Origin of the sequence: Geobacillus zalihae NBRC 101842 (assembly GCF_001544135.1) — a bacterium.
GTDB classification, from domain to species: Bacteria; Bacillota; Bacilli; order Bacillales; family Anoxybacillaceae; genus Geobacillus; species Geobacillus zalihae.
Genome location: NZ_BCPV01000001.1, coordinates 178,344 through 202,318, shown reverse-complemented (window position 1 = coordinate 202,318; position 23,975 = coordinate 178,344). Strand labels below are relative to the sequence as shown.

Genomic DNA, 23,975 nt, shown 5'->3' with positions numbered 1-23,975 from the left:
CGGGATCGGTCTTTTCTTGCAAAGCGAGGGGAAAACCGGTGGGAAGGTTTCGTTTTTTTCTTGAGCGGACAAAAACAGTCCGCTTTGTCCGCTTTTGGCTGTTTTTGCTTTTGGCTGTTCTGTTGTTTGCCGTTTTGTATGGGCAAGTGAAGCCGCGCCAGTATGAGCTGCGCCTGTTTGACGTCGCGAAGGAAACGATCCGTTCGCCGGTGACGGTCGAGGACAAAGAGGCGACCGCCAAGCTGAAAGAAGAGGCGGCGGCGAAAGTAGCGGATGTCTATACGTTAAAAAAAGAATATGCCGAAAACCGGGTCGACCTTCTTTCCTCGCTGTTTGCTGCAATTGAGAGCGTGCAGCGCGAGGCGGAGCCGGACCGCTCGCTCGGCGATATGATCGCCAAACTTGAGGAACGGCTGCCGCCGGAATGGCTTGCCTATCTGTCTGCCGCTGAATGGCAACGGTTGCTTGCCGCCTCGCCGGAGGAGCTCAAGACGGCGAAGGAAGCCGCCTTGACCGCGGTGCATGCCGTCATGAGCGAGCGCATTTCCCAAGCGGAACTTGACACGGCGCGGGCGGAAGCGGCCAAAGAGCTTGAATACGCTGCGCTGTCGCCGCCGCTTCGCGAGGCGGTCGCGAAGCTTTGCCGACAGGCGGTCATTCCGAACGTCGTCTACGATCGGGCGGCGACGGAAGAAAAACGGCGGCAGGCGATGGATGAAGTGAAGCCGGTGAAAATTTTGCAAGGGCAAGTGATCGTCGAGGAAGGACAGTTTATCACGAATGATGTTTACCGCCGGCTTGAGCTGGTCGGCTTGCTTGAGAGCGGGCGTCCGTCTTGGACCGCCGCTGGGCTTTTGGTGTTCGTTTTGTTGCTGCTTGCTCCGCTCATTTCCTATTTTCGGACGGAAACGACGAATGAAAAGCTGTCGCTTTATACAGCCATTTTTGCGTTGATGATGACGACAATGGCGCTCATTCGCCTTCTTCCATCTAGCGGCGCTGTTTCCATCGGTTACCTTGTGCCGGCGGCGTTCGGGCCGATGCTCGTCCGCATTTTGCTCGGAGAGCGGCTCGCGATGATGACGACCATCATCGGAGCAGTGTGCGGCAGTTTGCTGTTCAATGAGGAAATTGGAACGGCCGGCGCGGTGTCGGTGTCGTTGATTGTTTACTTTCTTGCCGGCGGCTTGGCCGGGACGTTTTGTCTGCCAAAGGAGCTGGCGAAAGCGAACATTTGGCGGGCCGGCGTGTTTGTCGCCGCGGTCAATATCGTTTCGCTTTTTTCGCTGTTGCTGTTAAAAAACGGCCGCTATTCGCCGACGGAAATCGGCTTGTTGGTGCTGATGGCGGCGGCCTCAGGGGTTTTTTCTGCCATTTTGACGATCGGTCTCTTGCCGGTGTTGGAGGCGGCGTTTGGCATTCTGTCGCCGCTTCGGCTCATTGAACTGTCCAATCCGAACCATCCGCTCTTGCGCAAGTTGCTCACTGAAGCGCCGGGGACGTACCATCATAGCATTATGGTCGCCAATTTGGCCGAAGCGGCGTGCGAGGCGATCGGCGCCGACGGCTTGCTGGCGCGCGTCGCCTGCTACTACCATGACATCGGCAAGACGAAGCGGCCGCGCTATTTCATCGAAAATCAAATAGGCGGCAATCCGCATGACCATTTGTCGCCGCAGTTGAGCAAAAATATTATTATCGCCCATGTCGCCGACGGCGTCGCTTTGCTGCGCAAGCACCGGCTGCCGAAGGAGATCATCGACATCGCCGAACAGCACCACGGCACGACGCTGCTGAAGTATTTTTATCATAAGGCGCGCGAGCAAACCGAGTTTGTCTCGGAAGCGGAGTTTCGTTATCCCGGGCCGAAGCCGCAGACGAAAGAAGCGGCGGTCATCAACATCGCCGACAGCGTCGAAGCGGCTGTTCGCTCGCTATCCAACCCGTCGCAGGAAAAAATCGAGAAGATCGTCCGGTCGATCATCGCTGATCGCTTGCAGGACAACCAGCTGAACGAGTGCGACATTACGCTGAAGGAGTTGGAACTCGTCGCCCGTTCGCTTTGCGAGACGTTAAACGGCGTCTTCCATTCGCGCATCGAATACCCAGAAGTACGAAAGGAAAAGGTGAAGCATGCATGACCATTCACATTGATTTTCTAGATGAAACGAACGAGGTGACCGCTGAGCAAATCGAGACGATCGAGCGGCTGCTCGCTGAGGCGGCGGCCCTTGAAAACGTGCCGGACGGGGCGGAGGTGAGCGTCACATTTGTGGACAACGAACGCATCCGCGCGATGAATCGTGACTATCGCGGCAAAGATGCGCCGACCGATGTGCTTTCGTTTGCTCTTGAGGAGGAAGGGGAAGAAGAGGTTCACATCGTCGGCGCTGATATGCCGCCGGTGCTCGGCGATATCGTCATTTCGATTCCGAAGGCGAAAGAGCAGGCGGCGGCCTATGGGCATTCGTTCATGCGCGAGCTCGGGTTTTTGGCTGTGCACGGTTTCTTGCACCTGCTTGGTTACGATCATGGGACAGAAGAGGAAGAGCGCGTCATGTTCGCCAAGCAGGAAGACATCTTGGCGAGGTTCGGGTTGACAAGATAATGCGCGGCAAACGAGAGCGAGACCGGTTTGCTTGGGCGTGGGCGGGAATGAAGGCGGCGGTGAAAGAGGAAGCTCATTTGCGCTTCCACTTGGCGGCCGCTGTTGTCGCCTTTGCCGCCGGGTGGGTCGTTGGGCTGTCGCGCTGGGAGTGGATCGTGCTGCTCATGACAGTCGGCGCGGTCATTGCGCTTGAGCTCGTCAACACGGCTATTGAGCGCGCCGTCGATTTGGCGACGGGTGAGTTTCATCCGTTGGCGAAAGCGGCGAAAGACATCGCTGCCGCGGCGGTGCTCTCGGCGGCCGGATTTGCGGTTGTGATCGGCATTTTGCTGTTTTGGCCGCATCTTCGCTAAACGAATGAGAGAGAAAATTCTAATTTTTCTGTTACATTTTGATTTCAAATGATGAAATGGATGGCGTTTTTTTGTAAAATAAAAGAAAGCAGCGTTTGCTTGCAGGAAAGGAAGAGTCACTCGTGGAGATGGAGCAGCTCATTGCCGAAGCGAAAAAAGCGCGCGAACTCGCCTACGTGCCGTACTCGAAGTTTCCAGTCGGCGCCGCGCTGTTGACGAAAGGCGGCAGTGTGTACCGCGGCTGCAACATTGAAAACGCCGCCTACAGCGTGTGCAATTGTGCGGAGCGGACCGCGTTGTTTAAGGCATATTCGGAAGGGGAGAAGGAGTTTACGGCTCTTGCGGTCATCGCCGACACTCCCCGCCCGGTGCCGCCGTGCGGCGCATGCCGCCAAGTGATCGCCGAACTTTGCCACGGCGATATGAAAGTCATTTTAGCCAACCTCAAAGGCGATGTGAAAGTCATGACAGTCAGCGAATTGCTGCCAGAAGCTTTTTCAGCGGAGGATTTGCATGCGTAAAGAAGGATACAAATCAGGATTTGTTGCCATTATCGGAAGACCAAACGTAGGAAAGTCGACGTTTTTAAACCGCGTCATCGGGCAAAAAATCGCGATTATGAGCGATAAACCGCAAACGACGCGCAATAAGATTCAAGGCGTGTACACGGACGATGACGCGCAAATCATCTTTATCGACACGCCTGGGGTGCACAAACCGAAGCATAAGCTCGGCGACTTTATGATGAAAGTGGCGCTCAATGCGCTTCGCGAAGTGGATTTGATTTTGTTTATGGTCAATGCCGAGGAAGGATTTGGGCGCGGTGAGGCGTTCATCATCGAACGGCTGAAAGAAGTGGACACCCCGGTGTTTTTAGTCATCAATAAGATCGACCGCGTCCATCCGGATGAATTGCTGCCGCTCATTGACCGATACAAAGATTTGTACCCGTTTGCTGAAATCGTGCCGATTTCGGCGCTTGAAGGGAACAATGTCGACCGCCTGCTTGAGCAAATTAAAGAGCGGCTGCCGGAAGGGCCGCAATATTATCCGCCGGACCAGATTACTGACCATCCGGAGCAGTTTATCATCGCCGAGCTCATTCGCGAGAAAGCGCTTCACTTAACGCGCGAGGAAGTTCCGCACTCGATTGCTGTCGTCGTCGAACGCATCGAGCGGCGAGAAGGGTCGCCAACGGTGTACATTAGCGCGGTGATCGTTGTGGAGCGCGATTCGCAAAAAGGAATCATCATCGGCAAGCAAGGCCGGATGCTGAAGGAAATCGGACAGCGGGCGCGCGCTGACATCGAAGCGCTGCTTGGGTCAAGAGTGTTTTTGGAACTGTGGGTTAAAGTGCAAAAAGACTGGCGCAACCGTATGGCGCAGCTGCGTGATTTCGGGTTCCGTGAAGACGAGTATTGACGGTTAGAAAATTTTACGCGACATAAACCGTTTTTGCCTGAGCCAACCTATAGGTAAACCACCAATACGCAATGCCTGCAGGCGGAAAGAGGTGTCATTCCATGCTTGAGTTTACGTGGAAGTTGTTTAGCCAAACAGGCAATATCGACACGTACCTCCTATTTAAAGAGTTGGAACGAGAGCAACAGTTTGGCGGTGAAGAGCAAAACGCTGAACAGAAAGAAATCGACCAGCCGATCTCGTAGCATCGTTGTTGGTAGAAGCGGTGGTGATGGGATGTTCGAAACGTGTGAAGCGATCGTCATGCGGACGGTCGATTATGGCGAAACAAATAAAATTGTCACATTGTTTACCCGAGAATGGGGAAAGGTGGCTGCGATGGCAAGGGGAGCGAAAAAGCCAAGCAGCCGCCTTTCTGCTGTTACGCAGCCGCTCTCATATGGCCATTATGTCATCCGCCGCAGCCGCGGCGTCGGCGTTCTTCACCAGGGAGAGCTCATCGACTCGATGCGGGCGCTGCGCGAAGATTTGTTTGCCGCCGCCTATGCGGTGTATATTGTAGAGCTCACCGACAAAAGCACGGAAGAGCAAAAGCGCAATCCGTACTTGTTTGAGCTTCTTTTGCAGACACTACAATATATGAGCGAAGGCCGCGATTTAGAGATTTTGACGTTCATTTACGAAATGAAAATGCTTGCAGTGCTTGGCATTCCGCCGGTGCTGGACCGTTGTGCCCGCTGCGGGGCGACGGAGGGGCGCTTCTCGTTTTCCGTCAAGGAGGCGGGCTTCCTTTGCCATCGCTGCGAGGCGTCCGATCCCCATCGGTTCCCGCTCTCTTCGGCTTCCGTCCGGCTGTTGCGCCTCTTTTTTCATATCGATCTTGCTCGGCTTGGATCCATATCGGTGAAAGAAAGCACAAAGATGGAGCTGGGCGCCGTATTGTCCGCCTATTATGATGAATATGCCGGCCTGTCGCTGAAGACGAAGCGTTTTTTGCAGCAAATCGGTGAACTGAAAGACAAGCTCAGCCCCGACGGAGGGCAAGGAGCATCATTTTCATTGTGAATGGGGCGTGTAGTATAATATAAATGAGAGTGATAGCGTGTGGGACCTTTTTTGGCAAGGTGGTGAACGACGATCGAACTAAATAAACGCCAAGAGCAGATTTTGCAAATTGTGAAAGACTACGGGCCGATCACCGGAGAAAGCATCGCTGAGAAACTGAACTTAACGAGGGCGACGCTGCGGCCGGATTTGGCCATCTTGACGATGGCTGGCTACTTGGAAGCACGGCCGCGCGTCGGCTATTTCTATACGGGAAAAACCGGCAAGCAGCTGTTCGCCGATAAAATGAAAAAGATGAAAGTCGAGGATTACCAATCGATTCCGGTTGTCGTCAATGAGAATGTGAGCGTCTATGATGCGATCGTCACAATGTTTCTAGAGGACGTCGGCACGCTGTTTGTCGTCGATGACGAGTCGTTGCTTGCGGGCGTTTTGTCGCGCAAAGATTTGTTGCGCGCAAGCCTTGGCAAGCAGGAACTGACGGCGATCCCGGTCAATATTATTATGACGCGGATGCCGAACATCGCCGTTTGCTACAAGGACGACCCGCTCATTGACGTGGCTGAACAGCTGATTGAAAAACAGATCGATGCCATGCCGGTCGTGCGCAAAACGGAGAAAGGATATGAAGTGATCGGCCGTATTACGAAAACGAATATAACGAAAGCATTCGTGTCGCTAGCCAAAGAGGACTAAATCCAAACAAAGGAGGAGAAGAATGAACCAGCGCCTTGTTTACGTCGTATCCGATTCCGGCGGGGAAACGGCCGAGCTTGTCGTCAAAGCGGCGGCCAGCCAGTTTCACGCCTCGCCGATTCAAGTGAAACGCGTCCCGTATGTGGAAGATAAAACGACATTGGCTGAAGTCGTCGCTTTAGCGAAAATGAACCGCGCCATTATCGCGTTTACGCTCGTCGTTCCGGAGATGCGGGAATTCTTGCTCGCCGAAGCGGCGCGCGAAGGGGTCGTCGCATACGATATCATCGGTCCGCTCATTGAAAAGATGAGCCATTTGTTCCAGCTGACGCCAAGATATGAGCCGGGTCAAGTGCGCGTACTTGACGAAGATTACTTCAAAAAGATTGAAGCGATCGAATTTGCCGTCAAATACGATGACGGGCGCGACCCGCGCGGCATTTTGCGCGCCGATATCGTGCTCATCGGCGTATCGCGCACATCGAAAACACCGCTGTCGCAATATTTGGCGCATAAGCGGCTGAAAGTGGCGAATGTGCCGATCGTTCCAGAGGTCGAGCCGCCGGAGCAGCTGTTTCGAGTCGGTCCGGGGAAATGCTTCGGCTTGAAAATCAGTCCGGATAAACTGCTTTCGATCCGCCGCGAGCGGCTGAAATCGCTCGGCCTGAACGACCAGGCGATTTACGCCAATATGGATCGAATCAAAGAGGAGCTCGCTTATTTTGATGAAGTCGTGAAAAAAATCGGCTGCGACGTCATCGATGTGACGAACAAGGCGGTCGAAGAGACGGCGAGCATCATTATGAAAAAGTTGAAGCGCTAGCTTCGCCTCATCCGCACGATTTCTTGATTGGAGTCGTGCGTTTTCTTATGGCATATTGCCGCGATTTATATTATAATAAAAAATTGCGAGAAAAATGACCTATATAGGTTTAGAGCGGCCATGAGACGAGTAAACTATTTATAGCCGCTTGTCAAGAAGAACGAAAAAAAGATTTTCGACAAAGTTGTCAATCATTCGGCAAAAAAGCAGGATTTTTTTGCGATGGTGTAGAATAATAGGGGGTGTAAAGCAACCCTTGCTTTGAGAGCGCGGTCATCTGCTGCATAAGATCATCAAGAAAAAAGTGAAATTTTCTTTTTCTTGCTGAAATATAATATACCGAAGCGCATCTTCGAGATGCACCGCTCTGATGAATCTTTGTCCAGACGGCGGGCTGAGGGGCGGGAAGCGGATGATCAAGCCAGCCGACTTTACGGGCAAGGGGGCGAAACGAACGTTTTGAAAAAATTTGTCGAAATGGAAAGGAAAATCGGCTTGCTGCCGAGAATAAATACGATACGGGGTTGTTCGTATGGGACATCGCATTCCCGAGGAAACGATTGAAGCCATCCGCCGCGGCGTTGACATCGTTGACGTCATTGGCGAATACGTCCAGTTGAAAAAGCAAGGCCGCAACTATTTTGGCTTATGCCCGTTTCATGGAGAAAAGACGCCATCGTTTTCCGTTTCCCCAGAAAAGCAAATTTTCCACTGCTTCGGCTGCGGGGCAGGGGGGAATGCCTTTACGTTTTTAATGGATATCGAAGGCATTCCGTTTGTGGAAGCGGCGAAACGTCTTGCGGCCAAAGCAGGGATCGACTTGTCCGCCTATGAGCTGGACAGCCGCGGGAGTGATGGCAGCCGGGCCGACGAGGCGAAGGCGATGGTCGAAGCACACACGTTGTTGAAACGATTTTACCATCATTTGCTTGTCCATACAAAAGAAGGACAAGCCGCGCTCGATTATTTGCAGGTGCGCGGGTGGACAAAAGAAACGATCGACCGATTTGAAATCGGCTATGCGCCGGATGTTCCTGATGCCGCCGTCAGGTTGCTGGAGAGCCGTTCGTTTCCGTTGGTGTTGATGGAAAAGGCGGGCTTGTTGGTGAAAAAAGAAGACGGGCGATACGTCGACCGCTTCCGGAATCGGATTATGTTTCCGATCCATGATCATCGCGGCGAGACGGTTGGTTTTTCCGGCCGTCTGCTCGGCGACGGGCAACCAAAGTACATGAACAGCCCAGAAACGCCGATTTTCCGCAAAGGCACGCTTTTGTATTTTTTTCACGAGGCGCGCGTGTCAATCCGCAAGCGTCAAGAGGCGCTGCTCGTTGAAGGGTTTGCCGATGTCATCTCTGCCGTGCAGGCCGGCGTTGACTATGTGGTGGCAACGATGGGAACGTCGCTGACCGAGGAGCAGGCACGCATTTTGCGCCGCCATGCGGAAACGGTCACGATTTGCTATGACGGCGACAGCGCCGGAACGGAAGCCGCCTGGCGCGCCGCCGAACAATTGAGCGCGTTGGGGTGCCGCGTGAAGGTAGCGTTGCTCCCGGACGGGCTGGATCCAGATGAATATATACGCACTTGCGGCGCCGACCGTTTTGCCGAAGAGATCGCCGCCGCCCGGCCGCTCATGGCGTTTAAAATGGATCGTTTGCGGCGGGGAAAAAATTTGCAGGAAGAAGGCGACCGGCTCCGTTATATCGAGGAAGCGCTCCGAGAAATCAGCAAGCTGTCGAGCCCGGTGGAAAAAGATTATTATATGCGCCAGCTTGCGGATGAGTTTTCGTTGTCGCTCTCCGCGCTTTACGAACAGTTGTCCCGCTCCAAGCCGGAACAGCCAAAGCCGCAGGTGAATGACGGCGGAAAACCGGTCCGGCCGGCATTGACGAAAAAATTGCTTCCGGCCTTTCAAAATGCCGAGCGGTTGCTGCTTGCCCATATGATGCGGAGCCGCGATGTGGCGTTCATCGTTCAGGAGCAGGTCGGCGGCCGATTTAATATCGAAGAGCATCGGGCGTTGGCTGCTTACATTTACGCCTTTTACGAAGAGGGGCATGAAGCCGACCCCAGCGCGCTCATGTCTCGGCTTCCCGGCGAGTTGCGGACGCTGGCGAGCGAGCTGTCGCTTTTGTTGGTCGCAGACGACGTTTCCGATCGGGAGCTTGCCGATTGCATCCGGCATGTGTTGAATCACCCGAAATGGTTAATGCTAAAGGAAAAAGAGCAAGAAAAGACGGAAGCGGAGCGAAGAAAAGACTTTTTGACGGCCGCCCGCATCGCGAAAGAGATGATTGAGATGAAAAAAATGTTATCTTCTTCATAACATGGTGGTATGAGTTTTTAAAGGAGGTAATGAAATGGCTGAAAAACCAGCCCAATCAAAGCAGGCTGAAGCTGCCGGCGAATCGCTTGAACAAGTGAAAGAGCAACTCGCTGAGCTCGGCAAAAAGCGGGGGATCCTCACCTATGAGGAAATCGCTGAGCGGTTGTCTGGCTTTGATTTGGACTCCGACCAGATGGATGAGTATTATGAATACCTCGCTGAGCAGGGCATTGAAGTGATCAGCGAATCCGACCTTGAAGCCGATCCGGACATCGACGACTTGGCCAAAGAGGAAGAATTCGACTTAAATGACTTGTCCGTTCCTCCCGGCGTCAAAATCAATGACCCGGTGCGCATGTACTTGAAGGAGATCGGCCGCGTGCCGCTGTTGTCGGCGGAAGAAGAAATCGAGCTGGCGAAACGGATCGAGCAAGGCGATGAAGAAGCGAAACGCCGGCTGACGGAAGCGAACCTCCGCCTCGTCGTCAGCATCGCCAAACGGTATGTCGGCCGCGGCATGCTCTTTCTTGATTTGATTCAAGAAGGGAACATGGGGCTGATCAAGGCGGTCGAAAAGTTTGACTATCGGAAAGGCTACAAGTTCAGCACGTACGCGACCTGGTGGATCCGCCAAGCCATCACAAGGGCGATCGCCGATCAGGCGCGGACGATCCGCATCCCGGTTCATATGGTCGAAACGATCAATAAACTGATCCGCGTCCAACGGCAATTGCTCCAAGACCTCGGGCGCGAACCAACGCCGGAAGAAATCGCCGAGGAAATGGATTTGACACCGGAAAAAGTGCGGGAAATTTTGAAAATCGCTCAAGAACCGGTGTCGCTCGAGACGCCGATCGGCGAGGAAGATGACTCGCATCTTGGCGATTTCATCGAAGACCAAGACGCGACATCGCCATCCGAGCACGCTGCTTACGAGCTGTTGAAAGAGCAGCTCGAAGATGTGCTTGATACGCTGACGGATCGCGAGGAAAATGTGCTGCGTCTCCGCTTCGGGCTTGACGACGGACGGACGCGGACGCTCGAAGAAGTCGGCAAAGTGTTCGGCGTGACGCGCGAACGCATCCGTCAAATTGAAGCCAAAGCGTTGCGCAAGCTGCGCCATCCAAGCCGCAGCAAACGGCTGAAAGACTTTTTAGAGTGACCGTTTTGTTCGATAGTTTACTTCTTCGGAAGTAAACTATTTTTTCTTTCTTTATGGGAAAGGTGGTCTATCTATGAATCGGCAACGACGGGAAACGATCATCCAAGAAATCGAATATTGGAAACGTTCGCGCCTTCTGCCGGAACATTATTGCGACTATTTGCTCGCGTTGTACACGGAAGGAGACGCCCGTTCGCACGGACGACGGTGGCGCAGCTCGCTCGCCGCTGGTCTCTGTTTATTGCTTCCAGCCGCTGCTCTTGTCATTTATTTTACTGAATTGTCATTCGTTTTGCAAACGCTCCTTTTCGCCCTATTTTTGGCTGCCTGCTTGTTCTTTTGTTGGCGGTGGCGGAACAAGCGAGAGCTCCTTCACTTTCCGCTCATCGGAAGCGCCTGGATTTTGCTTATGGCATCCATTCTTGAGGTTGATCGGTATTTTCCCAGGCAAACGGGTGCGCTAGTAGCTGTCGTGCTCGGAAACTGTGTTCTCTGGTTTGTTGTCGGCCGCCTGCTTCACCTTCGCTACTTTTCGCTCGCCGCTGTCAGCGGGGTGTTGCTTGTAACCGCCGCCATCTGGTGGCGCTGAGGCGTGTTGTTGCCTTTTCGGCAACTTAGGGCTTTTCCTTGTCCATTATTTACAGTAAAATAAAATTGTTTGCAGCGTTCTTCATTATACATAAGGGAGGTAAAAGAGATGAACCGCAATCCGCTCATCCCGTTTTTCATCATCATGGCATTCGGGATTGTGCTGACGTTCGTCTTGTCGTTTAAAGGGCTAGGCGATGCGAAGGAAATGGCCAAAGAGAAAAAAGGCGGCGAAAAAACGGAACAAACGGCCGAATTCAACCCAGAACAGTTTTACCAACAAACGTGTTCTGGCTGTCACGGCCAAAACTATGAAGGCGGCGTCGGTCCATCGTTGAAAGGGGTCGGGCAACGGCTGTCGATGGACCAAATTAAAGACGTCATCCAACACGGGCGCGGCAACATGCCGCCAGGGCTTGTGCCGGCGGATAAAGCCGATGCCATGGCGAAATGGCTCGCCGGTTTAAAATAATGGATGGTGAACATCCCTTTGCTTTTTGGCAAGGGGATGTTTTGTTTAGTACAATAGAGGCGCGCGGTGTTGGAGAGGAAAGGAGGGGAAGGCGAACCGCCTTCGCGCTGCAGGTGGCGGAAGGTTGGTTGCCATTGCGGTGCTATGAACGAATTTCGCCTGTCGAAACGGCTGGAAACGGTCGCCTCATTCATTCCAAAAGGGGCGGTGCTTGCTGACATCGGGTCGGATCATGCGTATTTGCCTTGCTATGCCTGCTTGCACGGCTGCGCATCAAAAGCCATTGCCGGCGAGGTGGCGGACGGACCGTTCCGCCTAGCGCAGCAGCAAGTCGAGAAGTCCGGGCTTTCTCATCTCATTTCCGTGCGCAAAGGGGATGGGCTTTCGATCCTTGCCCCGGGGGAGGCGGACTGCATCACGATCGCCGGCATGGGTGGGGCGCTTATCGCCCGCATTTTGGGCGACGGAAAGGAAAAGCTTGCCGGTGTCAAACGGCTCATTTTGCAACCGAACATCGGTGCGGAACTTGTTCGCCGTTGGCTTCTTGATCATGGGTGGGAGCTCGTGGCTGAGCGCATTTTGAAAGAAGATGGGCAAATTTATGAAGTACTCGTCGCCGAGCGCGGCGACGCCCGGCGGCCGTACCGACATCTTGAGGCGGAGCTGCTCCTTGGGCCGTTTTTGCGCCGGGAAAACAGCGAGGTGTTCCGCGAAAAATGGCAGCGCGAGATTGAAATTTGGAAACGGATCATCGCTGATTTGACGGCCAAAGGGCAAAGTGAAGCGGCTGAGCGGAAAAAGCGTGAACTGGAGAGAAAAGTTCAATTGGTGGAGGAGGCGTTGTTATGAGCCGCGTTCCGTACGGCTATGAAATCATTCAGCTTCTTGAGCAGCTTGCTCCGAAACAGTTGGCGATGGAAGGGGATCGGATCGGTCTGCAAATCGGGACGCTAAACAAGCCGGTCAAAAAAGTGATGATCGCTCTTGATGTGCTCGAAGATGTCGTTGTCGAAGCGATCGATCAGCAAGTGGATTTAATCATCGCCCACCACCCGCCTCTGTACCGCCCGCTGAAGCAATTGCTGACTGATGATGGGCACGGGCGGATGATCGCCGCGTGCATCAAGCATGACATTGCGGTGTACGCCGCCCATACGAATTTGGATGTGGCCGATGGCGGTCTGAACGATTGGCTTGCCGAGGCGCTCGGCTTAAACGATACGGCTGTGCTTGTGCCGACGTATACCGAACCGTTGAAAAAGCTCGTTGTTTATGTGCCGGTGACGCATGCTGAGGTGGTGCGGAAGGCCTTAGGCGATGCCGGCGCCGGGCATATCGGCCGCTACAGCCATTGCACGTTCAACAGCCGCGGCGTCGGCACGTTTTTGCCGCACGAAGGGGCGCGGCCGTTCATCGGCGAGCAAGGGCGGCTCGAGGAAGTTGAGGAAGTGCGCATCGAAACGATCGTGCCGGCCTCTCTTGAACGGGAAGCGATTCAGGCGATGCTGGCTGTTCATCCGTATGAAGAAGTGGCCTATGATCTTTATCCGCTTGACAACGAGGGGCGCCGCTTTGGGCTTGGCCGCATCGGGAGGCTGCCGCAGCCGGTGACGCTTGGCGCTTTTGCCGAGCAGGTGAAAACGGCGTTTTCCGTTCCGGCGGTGCGCGTCGTTGGCCGGCTGGATGATCTCGTGCAAACGGTCGCGGTGCTTGGCGGGGATGGGAATAAGTTTGTCGCTGCCGCCGCATCGGCCGGGGCGGACGTATACGTGACAGGGGATGTGTATTACCACACCGCCCATGACGCCCAGGCGCTCGGCCTTCACATCATTGATCCGGGACATCATGTAGAAAAAATCATGAAAGAAGGCGTAGCCCGATACTTAATCACTGAGCTCTCGAAACGTCAATGGGAGGCAGAAGTGGTTGCTTCCAGCGTCCATACTGATCCGTTTCAGTTCGTATGAACGGCCAACGAAAAAGGCTGTCCTGGATGAGCGGTTCAACCGTTTGTCCAAGACAGCCTCTCTTTATGGATGAAACAACCGTCACTCTTCTTTCTTTGTTTTCACTTTCGGCAAGATTTTTTGCAGCGGCACTTTCCGTTCCCTCTTCCATGTCGATGGGTCGTTCGGGTCAAACTGCTCCAAAAAGTCGATCACTTCTTTCGTAATCGGCGTCGGGGTGGAAGCGCCGGCGGTGACAGCGACTTTTTTCGCATCTTTAATCCAGTTGATGTCGATTTCCGTCACATCAGCGACGCGATACGCCTTCGTGCCGGCGATCTCTTCCGATACTTGGGCGAGGCGGTTCGAGTTGTTGCTGCGCGGGTCGCCGACGACGATCGTCACATCGGCTTCCTTCGCCTGCTCAGCGACCGCCTCTTGTCGAAGCTGGGTGGCCAGGCAAATTTCTTTATGCATTTCCACGTGCGGGTATTTTTCTTTCACTTTCGCCATGATGTCGGCGACGTCCCATTGGCTCATCGTCGTTTGGTTCGTCACCATGATGCGCTCATTGTGAATGGACAGCCGTTCGACATCATCAATGGTTTCCACAAGATGGATTCTTTCCGGATTGATGCCGACCGCTCCTTCCGGTTCCGGATGTCCTTTTTTGCCGATATAGATGATATCGTAGCCATCGGCGAGCTTTTGTTCGATGAGCCGATGCGTTTTTGTCACATCGGGGCATGTCGCATCAATCGTGACAAGTCCCTTTTCGAGCGCTCGTTTTTTTACTTCCGGTGAGACGCCGTGGGCGGTGAAAATGACGGTGCCCTGGTCGATTTTTTCCAAAATTTCCAAACGATTTTCTCCATCGAGCGTGATGATGCCTTCTTCGGCAAACGCGTCCGTGACGTGCTTATTATGGACGATCATGCCGAGAATGTAAATCGGACGCGGCAAAGATGGGTCCAACGCCGCGTTGCGGGCGATGACCATTGCATCGACCACCCCGTAGCAATACCCACGCGGGGTAATTTTAATCACTTCCATCATATTCCCTCCCTGCCGCCGGTTGTGCGGCGGTTGTTCACCTTCCATTATATCGGAGCACCGGGGAGAAGACAAAGAATAACCGCCCTAAACAGCGGGTGCGCTAGGGCGGGGAAAGAAACTAGATATACAGTTTCGGCTTGGAAGGCTTCGGGGCGGCCGGTGCTTCTTTTTCTTGCGTCTCTTCGCGCTTTGCCTGCGGAACGGAGCGTTTTTTTGGCGCCTTGGCGGCCGGCTTTTGTTTCGTTTCGTTGGCCGGTGCGCTTTCCGACGTTGTTTCGCCTTCCCCTTCATCGGCCGGTTTCAACTCGCGGAAAATGCGGATCATCGCCGGAAGATTGCGGATGAGCGGTCCATACTGTTGCACCATCGGCATGACGTTTTGTGCGATGCCAAGCATTTTTTGCACGTTGTTTAACATGCCAACCAAGCCGCCGCCCGTGTTGGATGCGGCGGTGTTAGCGGCGTTGGACAAAAACGGCAGCCCCCACGGAGACGATGCAGCAGCCGGCGGCTGCCCGCGCGAAAACAAGCGGGCCAAGAAGCCGCCGGGGCCGCTGGGGCCAAAAGGCGGCGCCGGCATGCGGGCGAACGGGGATGGCGGCCTTCCGGCAAACGGAGAAGGCATCATCGGGGGCCGACTGTATCTCATAGCAGCTTCCTCCTTTCGGTCGTGCGGATGAACGAATGTCCTCCTTTCTACAATATGCGGGCAAGGCGGGAAAGGTTTGTTGCAGGATCGTCTTTAGTTGCGGCAGGGGGCAGCGATTCGCTATAATGATGAAGCGGACGAAGCGGTGCCCATATGCCATTTAAAATGTTCACGTTTACGCTTTTTTATGGAGCCAGCCAGTATTTGATCGACTGTCGGGTGATCGAACCATACCGCTTCCAGACCGATGCATGGATTTGTGAAACGGTTGGTTGTTCCGTCTTCCGTCGCGTCAAAGCTTGCCGCCGACAGTCGGAAAAATAGACGCCACGCTTTTGGGCCAACGAGATGGGAAACCTTCCAGTTGCATTTATTTCATAGAAGGGAGTGGTGCTTGATGACAGAAACGCAGTTCACTCGTTTTTCATTTCAGCCGTTTATCATCGAAGCGATCAAGACGCTTCGTTTTTATAAACCGACGGAAATTCAAGAGCGCATCATTCCGGGGGCGCTGCGCGGCGAAAGCATGGTCGGCCAATCGCAAACCGGAACGGGAAAAACACATGCGTACTTATTGCCGATCATTGAAAAAATCAAGCCGGAACGCGCCGAAGTGCAAGCCGTCATCACGGCACCGACGCGCGAGTTAGCGACGCAAATTTATCACGAAACGCTGAAAATTACGAAGTTTTGCCCGAAAGATCGGATGATCGTCGCCCGTTGCTTGATCGGTGGGACGGATAAGCAAAAAGCGCTCGAAAAGCTCAACGTGCAGCCGCATATTGTCATCGGCACGCCGGGGCGCATCAACGATTTCATTCGCGAGCAGGCGCTTGATGTGCATACGGCCCACATCCTTGTCGTCGATGAAGCTGACTTGATGCTCGATATGGGCTTTATCACTGATGTCGACCAAATCGCCGCCCGGATGCCGAAAGACTTGCAAATGCTCGTCTTTTCAGCGACGATTCCGGAAAAGCTGAAGCCGTTTTTGAAAAAATATATGGAAAACCCGACCTTTGTCCACGTCGACCCGAAGCGGACGGCGAACCAAAACATCGAACATGTGCTCATCCCGCTGCGTGGACGCGAGAAAACAAAACTGCTCCGTGATGTGCTCCTCAGCTACAACCCGTATTTGGCCATCGTATTTGTCAACACAAGGAAAATGGCTGACGAGGTCGCCGACCGTCTCGCTGAGCAAGGGTTGAAAGTCGGCGTGCTGCACGGCGATTTGACGCCGCGCGAGCGGAGAAAGATGATGAATCTTATCCGCGATTTGGAGTTTCAATATGTCGTCGCGACCGATTTGGCGGCGCGCGGCATCGATATTGAAGGCGTCAGTCATGTCATCAACTACGAGTTGCCTGATGATCTGCAGTTTTATATTCACCGCGCCGGACGGACGGCGCGCGCTGGCTATAGCGGCATTGCGGCGACGATTTACGAGCCGTCTGACCAAGATGCGATTGCTCGGTTGGAAAAAATAGGAATTTCGTTTGTCCACCGTGATCTCGTGCGCGGCGAATGGAAGGAGCTGCCGCCGTGGAACCGGCGGAGCAAGCGGGCGGGCGAAAAAGATGACGAACTGGCGCTGCTTTTCGCCAAACTGAAAAAAACGAAGCAGGTGAAGCCGGGCTACAAAAAAAAGTTGCGCGCGGAGCTGGAGAAGAAGAAAAAGCGGCTTGGCCGCTTCAAAAAATCATAATCGCCGTCCGCCTTTAACGCAAAGAAAAGGGAGAGAAGAACATGTTAAAAATCGGTTCACATGTTTCCATGAGCGGAAAGAAAATGCTGCTGGCCGCCAGCGAGGAAGCGGCCTCCTACGGAGCGAACACGTTTATGATTTACACCGGGGCGCCGCAAAACACAAAGCGCAAGTCGATTGAAGAGCTCAACATCGAAGCCGGGCGCCAGCATATGCAAGCGCACGGCATCGAAGAGATTGTCGTCCACGCCCCGTATATCATCAATATCGGCAATACGACCAATCTCGATACGTTTTCGCTAGGCGTCGACTTTTTGCGCGCGGAAATCGAGCGGACGGAAGCCATTGGAGCCAAACAGCTTGTGCTCCATCCAGGCGCTCACGTCGGCGCAGGGGTGGAAGCCGGACTTCGCCAAATTATTCGTGGACTGAATGAAGTGTTGACGCGCGAACAGAACGTGCAAATCGCCCTAGAAACGATGGCCGGCAAAGGGTCGGAATGCGGGCGGACGTTTGAGGAGCTCGCGTACATTATCGACGGCGTCGCCTATAATGATAAGCTGTCCGTTTGCTTTGATACATGCCATACGCATGACGCCGGCTATGACATCGTCAACGATTTTGACGGCGTCCTTGAGGAGTTTGACCGGATCATCGGTCTCGGGCGGCTGAAAGTACTGCACATCAACGACAGCAAAAACCCGCGCGGCAGCCGGAAAGACCGCCATGAAAACATCGGTTTCGGCCATATCGGGTTTGCTGCGCTCAACTATATCGTCCATCACCCGCAGCTTGAGGATATTCCGAAAATTTTAGAAACCCCATACGTGGGCGAAGACAAACACAACAAAAAGCCGCCATACAAGCACGAAATCGCCATGCTGCGGGCGCAGTCGTTCGATGACCAGTTGCTTGAAAAAATCAACGCTGGAGCGGAATGAGAAAAGGGCTATGCGCCCTTTTATTTTTTTTGCACGAATTTCAAAAACAGCTCGTTCGCTTTTCGAGCGATGTCCGGCGAGGTGATTTTCGCTAACTCTCGCACCCATTTTTTCCGCTCCTCGGGGTCAAAGACGTTAATGTCGTTCGTCCGGGCGAGATGAAGAATTTGTTTCGCTTGGCTCGTCGTGATGGGCAAGCCGTACTCTCGGCTGTACGCAACGAGTTCTTCCGGGGTGATCGTTTTCAATTTTTGCTTGACAAGCTGTTGGTAAATGTTCATCGCAGCCGCCTCCTTGCTTCTGTTCCATCATATGACGTGAATGGAAAAGGCGTGTATGGTATAATAGAAAAAACAAAAAGGGAAAGGGTGGTAAGTTTGGCGCCAAAACAGCATAAAAAAGAACCGCTAGGCCATGTGTTGTATCGGGTGTTGATGATCGCCATCGGCGCCTCTTTGGCGGCGTTTGCCATCGAGCGGCTGCTCGTTCCGAACAAAATGATCGACGGCGGCATCATTGGCATATCGCTGATTCTGGACTACTTGACTCCGGACGAATGGCGGCTGCTCAATTTCGCCACGCTCGTCATCCTCTTAAACGCCCCGTTCATGTATTTCGGCTACAAGCAAATCGGGAAAACGTTCATGCTGTCAACGATTTTAGGCGTCGTGATCCTCGGCGTCACCGAACGGCTGTTTCACCATCTTTCCCCGCTGACGACCGAGCCGATTTTAGCCACCGTTTTTGGCGGGTTGTCGCTCGGTCTTGGCGTCGGATTGGTCATCCGTCATGGCGGATCGCTCGATGGGACGGAAATTTTGGGGATTTTGATGACGAAAAGAATCCCGTTTTCGGTCGGCGAGTTTGTCATGTTTGTCAACGTTTTTATTTTTGGCTGGGCGGCGTTTGTGTTTGGCCTCGAGCCAGCCATGTATTCGGTGATGACGTACTACATCGCCTCAAAAACGATCGATGCGGTCATTGAAGGGCTTGACGAGACGCGGGCGGCCTTTATTGTGACCGATCATTATGAGGAAATTTCCGACGCCATTTTGCACCGGCTCGGCCGCGGGACGACGAAATTGCTCGGCAAAGGCGGATATACGGACGAGCAAAAGGAAATCATTTATGCAGTCGTCACGCGCTTGGAAGTGACAAAACTAAAATCGATCGTCAATGAAATCGACCCAGATGCGTTCATCACCATTATGCCGACGCATGAAGTGCGCGGCGCCCGCTTTAAATCAGCGATTCATTGAGGTTTACAAAACGCGGATGGTGGGGTATACTTGCATAGTGAAGCAAATCGGAATGATTCTGAATTAGCAAGGGAGAACCGCCATGGAAAATGGGCTTGTTGTGCAAATTGAGGATGTGTCGTTCCGCTATGAAAACGAGAACGTGCTTGAGCATGTTAGTTTAACGGTGCCGAAAGGGGCATTTTTAGGATTGGTCGGCCCGAACGGCTCGGGAAAATCGACGTTGCTCAAATGTGTGCTCGGCTTGTTAAAACCGAACAGCGGCCGCATTTTTTTGTTCGGCGAGCCGATTGAATCGTTTCGCGAATGGCATCGAATCGGTTTCGTGTCGCAAAAAGCGAACAGCTTCAACCGCAGCTTTCCGGCGACGGTTGAGGAAGTGGCGGCGAGTGGGTTGGCGGCCAAACGCGGCTTATTTCGGCCGCTGACACACGAAGACCGCCGTGCGGTCGAAGCGGCGCTCGCGGCCGTTGGGTTGAGCGGCCTGGCAAAGCGCAATATCGCGGAGCTGTCCGGCGGCCAGCAACAACGGGTATTTATCGCCCGCGCACTGGCGAGCAAGCCGGATTTGCTCATTTTAGACGAGCCGACGGTCGGCGTGGATGCGCGCCATGTGCATGAATTTTACGAACTGCTCGGCGACTTGAACCGCCGCGGCTTAACGCTTATCTTAGTGACGCATGACATCGGGACGATCACGGACCGGGTGACCGATATCGCCTGTTTGAACAAGCGCCTCTATTTCCATGGAAAGGTGGAAGAGTTCGAACATCTTGGCAACGAGGCGATTTCGCAGTTTTATGGCCATCCGCTCCACGTTCTCTCTCACGAGCATGAACGAGCGGAATGAAACGGTGACGGTGGAGGAATGACACGTGTGGGAAGCCATTTGGCAATACGAATTTTTGCGCAATGCGTTTGTTGCCGGCGTTTTGACCGGTTTTACGGCGCCATTGCTCGGCGTTTTTATTGTCGTTCGGCGGCTGTCGCTCATCGCTGATGCATTGAGTCATGTGACGCTTGCGGGCATTGCCGCCGGGCTCTTGCTTGAAAAAACGATTCCGGCAGCCGCGAGCTGGAACCCGCTTTACATCGGAATGGGGTTTTCCGTCGTCGGGGCGCTGTTTATCGAAAAGCTGCGCGCTGTGTATCGGCATTATGAAGAGCTTGCGATTCCAATCGTGTTGTCGTCCGGTCTTGGCTTGAGCGTCATTTTCATTTCGATGGCCAACGGGTTTACGACCGATTTGTTTTCGTATTTATTCGGCAGCGTCAGCGCCGTCAGCCGTGCTGACGTTTGGACAGCGTTTGCTGTCGCCGCAGCTGCCGCGATCGTGATTTTGACGTTTTACAAAGAGCTGTTTCTTCTTTCCTTTGACGAGGAATACGCCCGTGTCTCCGGCGTTCGCACCACATTGATCCATTTTTTGTTTATTGTGCTTGTTGCGCTCGTCATTGCTGCATCGATGCGCACCGTCGGCGTGCTCCTCATCTCGTCGCTCATGACGCTGCCGGTGGCGGCGAGCATCCGCATCGCCAAAAGTTTTAAACAGGTGATCGGGCTTTCGATTTTGTTCGGGGAGCTGGCCGTCATCGCCGGGCTCTGGGCGGCGTATGAGCTAGACTGGGCGCCGGGTGGAACGATCGTCATCGCAGCGGTTGTCATTTTGCTTTTCGCACTCGGATGGAAAAGGGGGCGGCAGCGATGAATATCGACGAAGCGTTGCAGTTGATGAAAGAGAAAGGATTTAAATATACGGAAAAACGGAGACAAATGCTTGAGTTGTTTGCCGAAAGCGACAAATACTTGACGGCCAAAGACGTGCTTGAAGCGCTCCGTCCCCTCTATCCGGGCTTGAGCGTTGATACCGTGTACCGCAATTTGTCGCTCTTTGCGCTGCTTGGCATTTTGGAAATGACCGAGCTTTCCGGGGAGAAACATTTCCGTTTTGCCTGCGGCGCCCGCCGCCACCACCATCATTTCATTTGCATCCAGTGCGGAAAAACGAAGAAGATTGACGCTTGTCCGATGGATGGGCTTGCGGCGCAGCTCGATGGGTATGAGATCACGGACCATAAGTTTGAAATTTACGGCACATGTCCGCAATGTCAACAGAGGGGCTGATCCCAAAACGCATTCGCGTTTTGGATCAGCCCTTTGTTTATGGCTGGAGGCGCTGTTCGATTTCTCGCTTTGCTTCAAGCCAGTTATTGACGCGGATGACGTTTTCGGGGAGCGGGCCTTGGTTGTACGGGGTGTCAAACAAAATGACGGGAATGCCGCATGTTTCGGCGATTTCGCAGGCATTATCGTACTTGTCTTCAAAGAAGGCCGACAGCTTATATTGGCGGACGGCGGCGATTTTGTCGTGCGACCCAATCAGATCAATATGGTGGTAATGGACGCCGTGCCGCCGGAACCAGCGCTCGGTGAGATCGTACAAATGGCGGCCGCGGGCGCTGATGTAATACAGCTCGTATTTGTCTTTCCAGCTGTCAATCACCTCAAGCGCATAGCGGGCAAGCGGAGCCCTCTCATAAATATCCGCTTCGTTTTCCTCAAGCCAGCGGTCCATTTCTTCCTCCGCCACGCCGTATAACGGCGCCAAATTGTATTGCGTAATGTCGTGTAATGCGAGCTCTTTGCCGAATGCTTCGTTTAAATACGGAATGAACGTGCTCGGACATGTCACCGTGCCGTCAATGTCGATGCCAAGCCGTTTTTTCACCGCTTCATCCTCCTGTTAGAAAATATTCACACTGATAAAATAACGCCGGTTTCTCATACTAATAATGCTTCTTACTTTAGGAAAGCGAGGGAAGCATATGGCAGACGACCGCGAGCGCACGTATAACGGAAGTTACGTGCAATCGATCGGAAAAGAGGAACCAGAACGCAATTTTATGGAAGAAACAGCGGCGGAAGTCGCTGAACCGATTCGCCGCGGCGACGAACGGGACGAAGAACGCGCGGACGGCGCCGGGCTCGGCTGGCTCGCTTTGGCCCTGTCCATCATCGCCTTGTTTATTTGGCCGATTTTGTTAGGGGCGGCCGGCATTATTGTCGGGTTTATCGCGCGCCGGCGCGGCGCAGAGACGCTCGGTGCGTGGGCCATCGGCATCGGCGTCATCGCTATTCTCGTCCGCCTGTTTATTATGCCGTTTTATACGTAAAAAGCGAGGGTGTCCCCAAGCGGGGACGCCCTTTCTCGTTGTGCAGGAACCTTCCGCTCATTGGGCGGCGCTGCCTTTCAGAGCGGCTTTGTTTTCCTTTTGCTTTGCAAAGTATTCTTCCGCCAGCTTGTCGATTTCTTTTTTCAGTTCTTCCACCATTTGCTCTTCCGGTACTTTTCGGACGATTTTGCCGTGGCGGAACAACAAGCCTTCGCCACGGGCGCCGGCAATGCCGATGTCGGCTTCCCGTGCTTCCCCTGGTCCGTTGACGGCGCAACCGAGCACGGCGACTTTGATTGGCGCCTTAATTTTGGCGATATAGTCTTCGATTTCATTGGCGATGCTGATCAAATCGATCTCAATCCGCCCGCACGTCGGGCAGGAAATGAGCGTCGCCGCATTGGAAGCGAGTCCGAACGTTTTTAAAATTTCGCGCGCCACTTTTACCTCTTCAACCGGGTCGGCGCTTAACGAAACGCGGATCGTATTGCCGATGCCTTTGCTTAAAATGGCGCCGAGTCCAACCGCGCTTTTGATCGTGCCGGAGAAAAGCGTGCCCGCTTCGGTGATGCCGACATGGAGCGGGTAGTCGAACGTGCGCGCCGCTTTTTCGTACGCTTCAATGGCGAGGCGTACGTCGGACGCCTTTAACGAAACGATAATATCGTGAAAATCAAGTTCTTCTAAAATGCGGATATGATATAAGGCGCTCTCAACCATGCCGTCGGCTGTTGGATATCCATATTTTTCTAAAATGCGTTTTTCCAGCGATCCAGCGTTGACGCCGATGCGAATCGGTACGCCGCGCTCTTTCGCTGCTTTCACGACCGCTTCGACTTTTTCGCGGCGCCCGATGTTGCCTGGATTGATGCGGATTTTATCGACGCCGCCTTCGATCGCTTTCAGCGCCAATTTATAGTCAAAGTGGATGTCGGCGACAAGCGGGATGTTGATTCGCTTTTTGATTTCCGGTATGGCCTCAGCCGCCCGCTCGTCCGGGCAGGCGACGCGGACGATTTGGCACCCCGCTTCCTCGAGACGGTGGATTTGCGCCACCGTCGCTTCGACATCGTGCGTTTTTGTCGTCGTCATGCTTTGAATGATGACTTCGTTGTTGCCGCCGATTGTCAGCGGACCGACGCGGACCGGCCGAGTCTTTGAACGATGGATGATTTCACCCACGGGAATTCGCTCCTTTTGCATTCAAGTCGCTTTCTGCATTATTGTAACAGTGCCATCCGCCGTTTGACAAGCGATTCGCCGGTTAGCGATAGATCGGCACTTTATAAGTTTTCCCGATTTTTAATGTTTGCGCATGTTCGCCTGGATTTAACCGTTCAAAATCACGGATCAGCTGCTCGAGCGGAACGGGCAATGGGCCGTTGAGTTCTTTCTCGATGATGGACAACAACGTATCGCCAGGGCGAATGGTCACCGTCCGGTACGGGATGGCCGCCTGTTTCGACTGGACAACGGCTGCCGCTGTTTCAGATGAAGGGTGAAGCGTTCCGATGACAAGGTCGCGGTAAACGATATAACTGGAAAGAAAGAGAAGCAGGAGAAACATGAATTTTTTCATGACGCTTCCTCCGCATGCGTATATCTATTTCATATGTATGCTTGTCCAGCGAAAATATGTCTTCCTTAGCAAGGTCGTTGAGTTCATGAGGAAAACACTTCAACAAAAGAATGTCTCCAATTTGAAAAACGGCATCACCGTTCTT

Annotated in this window: 29 protein-coding genes; 23 read left to right on the top strand and 6 right to left on the bottom strand. The window is 53.6% G+C overall.

Translation table 11 applies throughout. The features are described 5' to 3' along the window. The first annotated feature begins 38 nt into the window (after nucleotides 1–38). From GZ1_RS01085 to GZ1_RS01020, 15 genes are all read left to right on the top strand, one after another. On the top strand, nucleotides 39–2,141 hold the full coding sequence (locus tag GZ1_RS01085; RefSeq protein ID WP_033004711.1) for an HD family phosphohydrolase: 2,103 nt from the start codon (nucleotides 39–41) through the stop codon (nucleotides 2,139–2,141). Continuing rightward, nucleotides 2,138–2,608, top strand: a complete 471-nt coding sequence (ybeY, locus tag GZ1_RS01080; protein WP_011231971.1) for an rRNA maturation RNase YbeY — start codon at nucleotides 2,138–2,140, stop codon at nucleotides 2,606–2,608. Before GZ1_RS01085 ends, ybeY begins: the two co-directional genes overlap by 4 nt. After that, a complete protein-coding gene (locus GZ1_RS01075; protein ID WP_060787711.1) occupies nucleotides 2,608–2,961 on the top strand; it encodes a diacylglycerol kinase family protein in 354 nt (117 codons plus the stop codon). The genes ybeY and GZ1_RS01075 overlap by 1 nt, the downstream gene beginning before the upstream one ends. Before the next feature lie 122 nt (nucleotides 2,962–3,083). After that, the gene (locus GZ1_RS01070; protein ID WP_015375432.1) at nucleotides 3,084–3,482 is read left to right on the top strand and encodes a cytidine deaminase; all 399 of its coding nucleotides are present in this window, start codon (nucleotides 3,084–3,086) and stop codon (nucleotides 3,480–3,482) included. After that, nucleotides 3,475–4,383: a GTPase Era gene (gene era, locus GZ1_RS01065; RefSeq protein ID WP_060787710.1), complete on the top strand. Its 909-nt coding sequence runs from the start codon at nucleotides 3,475–3,477 to the stop codon at nucleotides 4,381–4,383. Before GZ1_RS01070 ends, era begins: the two co-directional genes overlap by 8 nt. A 101-nt stretch (nucleotides 4,384–4,484) precedes the next feature. Further along, entirely contained in the window at nucleotides 4,485–4,628 is a 144-nt protein-coding gene (locus tag GZ1_RS17875) for a YqzL family protein (RefSeq protein WP_011231967.1), read from the top strand. 31 nt (nucleotides 4,629–4,659) lie between these two features. Then, nucleotides 4,660–5,448 (top strand): DNA repair protein RecO, encoded by a 789-nt coding sequence (recO, locus tag GZ1_RS01060; RefSeq protein ID WP_011231966.1) that lies wholly within the window; start codon nucleotides 4,660–4,662, stop codon nucleotides 5,446–5,448. A gap of 72 nt (nucleotides 5,449–5,520) precedes the next feature. Continuing rightward, the gene (gene ccpN, locus GZ1_RS01055) at nucleotides 5,521–6,144 is read left to right on the top strand and encodes a transcriptional regulator CcpN (RefSeq protein WP_272945229.1); all 624 of its coding nucleotides are present in this window, start codon (nucleotides 5,521–5,523) and stop codon (nucleotides 6,142–6,144) included. Between the two features lie 22 nt (nucleotides 6,145–6,166). Next, complete coding sequence (locus GZ1_RS01050) at nucleotides 6,167–6,967, top strand: pyruvate, water dikinase regulatory protein (protein WP_011231964.1); 801 nt, start codon at nucleotides 6,167–6,169, stop codon at nucleotides 6,965–6,967. A 532-nt stretch (nucleotides 6,968–7,499) separates the two neighbouring features. Next, nucleotides 7,500–9,296: a DNA primase gene (gene dnaG, locus GZ1_RS01045; protein ID WP_060787709.1), complete on the top strand. Its 1,797-nt coding sequence runs from the start codon at nucleotides 7,500–7,502 to the stop codon at nucleotides 9,294–9,296. Nucleotides 9,297–9,330: 34 nt separating this feature from the next. Continuing rightward, nucleotides 9,331–10,458: an RNA polymerase sigma factor RpoD gene (gene rpoD, locus GZ1_RS01040; RefSeq protein WP_011231962.1), complete on the top strand. Its 1,128-nt coding sequence runs from the start codon at nucleotides 9,331–9,333 to the stop codon at nucleotides 10,456–10,458. Nucleotides 10,459–10,531: 73 nt separating this feature from the next. Then, nucleotides 10,532–11,047 (top strand): hypothetical protein, encoded by a 516-nt coding sequence (locus tag GZ1_RS01035; protein ID WP_042381086.1) that lies wholly within the window; start codon nucleotides 10,532–10,534, stop codon nucleotides 11,045–11,047. A 108-nt stretch (nucleotides 11,048–11,155) separates the two neighbouring features. Next, nucleotides 11,156–11,518: a cytochrome c550 gene (gene cccA / locus GZ1_RS01030; RefSeq protein ID WP_011231960.1), complete on the top strand. Its 363-nt coding sequence runs from the start codon at nucleotides 11,156–11,158 to the stop codon at nucleotides 11,516–11,518. A 144-nt stretch (nucleotides 11,519–11,662) separates the two neighbouring features. Further along, the gene (locus GZ1_RS01025) at nucleotides 11,663–12,367 is read left to right on the top strand and encodes a tRNA (adenine(22)-N(1))-methyltransferase (protein ID WP_060787708.1); all 705 of its coding nucleotides are present in this window, start codon (nucleotides 11,663–11,665) and stop codon (nucleotides 12,365–12,367) included. Next, nucleotides 12,364–13,485, top strand: a complete 1,122-nt coding sequence (locus GZ1_RS01020) for a Nif3-like dinuclear metal center hexameric protein (protein WP_060787707.1) — start codon at nucleotides 12,364–12,366, stop codon at nucleotides 13,483–13,485. Before GZ1_RS01025 ends, GZ1_RS01020 begins: the two co-directional genes overlap by 4 nt. Nucleotides 13,486–13,566: 81 nt before the next feature. Here GZ1_RS01020 and GZ1_RS01015 read toward each other — a convergent pair whose 3' ends face one another. Both GZ1_RS01015 and vrrA read right to left on the bottom strand, forming a co-directional pair. Beyond that, nucleotides 13,567–14,517: a 4-hydroxy-3-methylbut-2-enyl diphosphate reductase gene (locus GZ1_RS01015; RefSeq protein ID WP_011231957.1), complete on the bottom strand. Its 951-nt coding sequence runs from the start codon at nucleotides 14,515–14,517 to the stop codon at nucleotides 13,567–13,569. Between the two features lie 121 nt (nucleotides 14,518–14,638). Then, the gene (vrrA, locus tag GZ1_RS01010) at nucleotides 14,639–15,169 is read right to left on the bottom strand and encodes a VrrA/YqfQ family protein (RefSeq protein ID WP_060787706.1); all 531 of its coding nucleotides are present in this window, start codon (nucleotides 15,167–15,169) and stop codon (nucleotides 14,639–14,641) included. A gap of 153 nt (nucleotides 15,170–15,322) precedes the next feature. On the opposite strand from vrrA, the gene GZ1_RS19130 reads away from it, so the two are divergent. From GZ1_RS19130 to GZ1_RS01000, 3 genes are all read left to right on the top strand, one after another. Then, nucleotides 15,323–15,493, top strand: coding sequence for a hypothetical protein (locus tag GZ1_RS19130; RefSeq protein ID WP_014196360.1), 171 nt, complete (start codon nucleotides 15,323–15,325; stop codon nucleotides 15,491–15,493). Between the two features lie 73 nt (nucleotides 15,494–15,566). Next, nucleotides 15,567–16,877 (top strand): DEAD/DEAH box helicase, encoded by a 1,311-nt coding sequence (locus tag GZ1_RS01005; RefSeq protein WP_060787705.1) that lies wholly within the window; start codon nucleotides 15,567–15,569, stop codon nucleotides 16,875–16,877. A 41-nt stretch (nucleotides 16,878–16,918) separates the two neighbouring features. Beyond that, complete coding sequence (locus tag GZ1_RS01000; RefSeq protein ID WP_014196359.1) at nucleotides 16,919–17,818, top strand: deoxyribonuclease IV; 900 nt, start codon at nucleotides 16,919–16,921, stop codon at nucleotides 17,816–17,818. A 20-nt stretch (nucleotides 17,819–17,838) separates the two neighbouring features. Here GZ1_RS01000 and GZ1_RS00995 read toward each other — a convergent pair whose 3' ends face one another. Continuing rightward, nucleotides 17,839–18,099 (bottom strand): DUF2624 domain-containing protein, encoded by a 261-nt coding sequence (locus tag GZ1_RS00995; protein WP_011231953.1) that lies wholly within the window; start codon nucleotides 18,097–18,099, stop codon nucleotides 17,839–17,841. A 96-nt stretch (nucleotides 18,100–18,195) separates the two neighbouring features. On the opposite strand from GZ1_RS00995, the gene GZ1_RS00990 reads away from it, so the two are divergent. The 4 genes from GZ1_RS00990 (at nucleotide 18,196) to GZ1_RS00975 (ending at nucleotide 21,202) form a co-directional block, all read left to right on the top strand. Further along, entirely contained in the window at nucleotides 18,196–19,077 is an 882-nt protein-coding gene (locus GZ1_RS00990) for a YitT family protein (RefSeq protein ID WP_013144722.1), read from the top strand. An 82-nt stretch (nucleotides 19,078–19,159) separates the two neighbouring features. Continuing rightward, complete coding sequence (locus tag GZ1_RS00985; RefSeq protein ID WP_060787704.1) at nucleotides 19,160–19,927, top strand: metal ABC transporter ATP-binding protein; 768 nt, start codon at nucleotides 19,160–19,162, stop codon at nucleotides 19,925–19,927. A gap of 25 nt (nucleotides 19,928–19,952) precedes the next feature. Next, nucleotides 19,953–20,786, top strand: a complete 834-nt coding sequence (locus GZ1_RS00980; protein ID WP_060787703.1) for a metal ABC transporter permease — start codon at nucleotides 19,953–19,955, stop codon at nucleotides 20,784–20,786. Beyond that, entirely contained in the window at nucleotides 20,783–21,202 is a 420-nt protein-coding gene (locus GZ1_RS00975) for a Fur family transcriptional regulator (protein ID WP_060787702.1), read from the top strand. The genes GZ1_RS00980 and GZ1_RS00975 overlap by 4 nt, the downstream gene beginning before the upstream one ends. 37 nt (nucleotides 21,203–21,239) lie before the next feature. On the opposite strand, the gene GZ1_RS00970 is transcribed toward GZ1_RS00975, so the two are convergent. Further along, nucleotides 21,240–21,806, bottom strand: coding sequence for a hypothetical protein (locus GZ1_RS00970; RefSeq protein WP_060787701.1), 567 nt, complete (start codon nucleotides 21,804–21,806; stop codon nucleotides 21,240–21,242). A gap of 97 nt (nucleotides 21,807–21,903) precedes the next feature. On the opposite strand from GZ1_RS00970, the gene GZ1_RS00965 reads away from it, so the two are divergent. Next, nucleotides 21,904–22,251: a hypothetical protein gene (locus tag GZ1_RS00965; RefSeq protein ID WP_011231947.1), complete on the top strand. Its 348-nt coding sequence runs from the start codon at nucleotides 21,904–21,906 to the stop codon at nucleotides 22,249–22,251. A gap of 57 nt (nucleotides 22,252–22,308) precedes the next feature. On the opposite strand, the gene ispG is transcribed toward GZ1_RS00965, so the two are convergent. Next, nucleotides 22,309–23,433: a flavodoxin-dependent (E)-4-hydroxy-3-methylbut-2-enyl-diphosphate synthase gene (ispG, locus tag GZ1_RS00960; RefSeq protein ID WP_021322333.1), complete on the bottom strand. Its 1,125-nt coding sequence runs from the start codon at nucleotides 23,431–23,433 to the stop codon at nucleotides 22,309–22,311. An 82-nt stretch (nucleotides 23,434–23,515) separates the two neighbouring features. Next, nucleotides 23,516–23,830, bottom strand: coding sequence for a protein YqfZ (gene yqfZ, locus GZ1_RS00955; protein ID WP_060787700.1), 315 nt, complete (start codon nucleotides 23,828–23,830; stop codon nucleotides 23,516–23,518). Nucleotides 23,831–23,975: the final 145 nt, after the last annotated feature.

Excerpts from the sequence above, each read along its gene's own strand:
- ybeY (WP_011231971.1), top strand. The coding sequence starts at position 2,138 with ATGACCATTCACATTGATTTTCTAGATGAAACGAACGAGGTGACCGCT.
- GZ1_RS01075 (WP_060787711.1), top strand. The coding sequence starts at position 2,608 with ATGCGCGGCAAACGAGAGCGAGACCGGTTTGCTTGGGCGTGGGCGGGA.
- era (WP_060787710.1), top strand. The coding sequence starts at position 3,475 with ATGCGTAAAGAAGGATACAAATCAGGATTTGTTGCCATTATCGGAAGA.
- GZ1_RS17875 (WP_011231967.1), top strand. The coding sequence starts at position 4,485 with ATGCTTGAGTTTACGTGGAAGTTGTTTAGCCAAACAGGCAATATCGAC.
- recO (WP_011231966.1), top strand. The coding sequence starts at position 4,660 with ATGTTCGAAACGTGTGAAGCGATCGTCATGCGGACGGTCGATTATGGC.
- GZ1_RS01050 (WP_011231964.1), top strand. The coding sequence starts at position 6,167 with ATGAACCAGCGCCTTGTTTACGTCGTATCCGATTCCGGCGGGGAAACG.
- dnaG (WP_060787709.1), top strand. The coding sequence starts at position 7,500 with ATGGGACATCGCATTCCCGAGGAAACGATTGAAGCCATCCGCCGCGGC.
- rpoD (WP_011231962.1), top strand. The coding sequence starts at position 9,331 with ATGGCTGAAAAACCAGCCCAATCAAAGCAGGCTGAAGCTGCCGGCGAA.
- GZ1_RS01035 (WP_042381086.1), top strand. The coding sequence starts at position 10,532 with ATGAATCGGCAACGACGGGAAACGATCATCCAAGAAATCGAATATTGG.
- cccA (WP_011231960.1), top strand. The coding sequence starts at position 11,156 with ATGAACCGCAATCCGCTCATCCCGTTTTTCATCATCATGGCATTCGGG.
- GZ1_RS01025 (WP_060787708.1), top strand. The coding sequence starts at position 11,663 with ATGAACGAATTTCGCCTGTCGAAACGGCTGGAAACGGTCGCCTCATTC.
- GZ1_RS01020 (WP_060787707.1), top strand. The coding sequence starts at position 12,364 with ATGAGCCGCGTTCCGTACGGCTATGAAATCATTCAGCTTCTTGAGCAG.
- GZ1_RS01015 (WP_011231957.1), bottom strand. The coding sequence starts at position 14,517 with ATGGAAGTGATTAAAATTACCCCGCGTGGGTATTGCTACGGGGTGGTC.
- vrrA (WP_060787706.1), bottom strand. The coding sequence starts at position 15,169 with ATGAGATACAGTCGGCCCCCGATGATGCCTTCTCCGTTTGCCGGAAGG.
- GZ1_RS19130 (WP_014196360.1), top strand. The coding sequence starts at position 15,323 with ATGCCATTTAAAATGTTCACGTTTACGCTTTTTTATGGAGCCAGCCAG.
- GZ1_RS01005 (WP_060787705.1), top strand. The coding sequence starts at position 15,567 with ATGACAGAAACGCAGTTCACTCGTTTTTCATTTCAGCCGTTTATCATC.
- GZ1_RS01000 (WP_014196359.1), top strand. The coding sequence starts at position 16,919 with ATGTTAAAAATCGGTTCACATGTTTCCATGAGCGGAAAGAAAATGCTG.
- GZ1_RS00995 (WP_011231953.1), bottom strand. The coding sequence starts at position 18,099 with ATGAACATTTACCAACAGCTTGTCAAGCAAAAATTGAAAACGATCACC.
- GZ1_RS00985 (WP_060787704.1), top strand. The coding sequence starts at position 19,160 with ATGGAAAATGGGCTTGTTGTGCAAATTGAGGATGTGTCGTTCCGCTAT.
- GZ1_RS00975 (WP_060787702.1), top strand. The coding sequence starts at position 20,783 with ATGAATATCGACGAAGCGTTGCAGTTGATGAAAGAGAAAGGATTTAAA.
- GZ1_RS00965 (WP_011231947.1), top strand. The coding sequence starts at position 21,904 with ATGGCAGACGACCGCGAGCGCACGTATAACGGAAGTTACGTGCAATCG.
- yqfZ (WP_060787700.1), bottom strand. The coding sequence starts at position 23,830 with ATGAAAAAATTCATGTTTCTCCTGCTTCTCTTTCTTTCCAGTTATATC.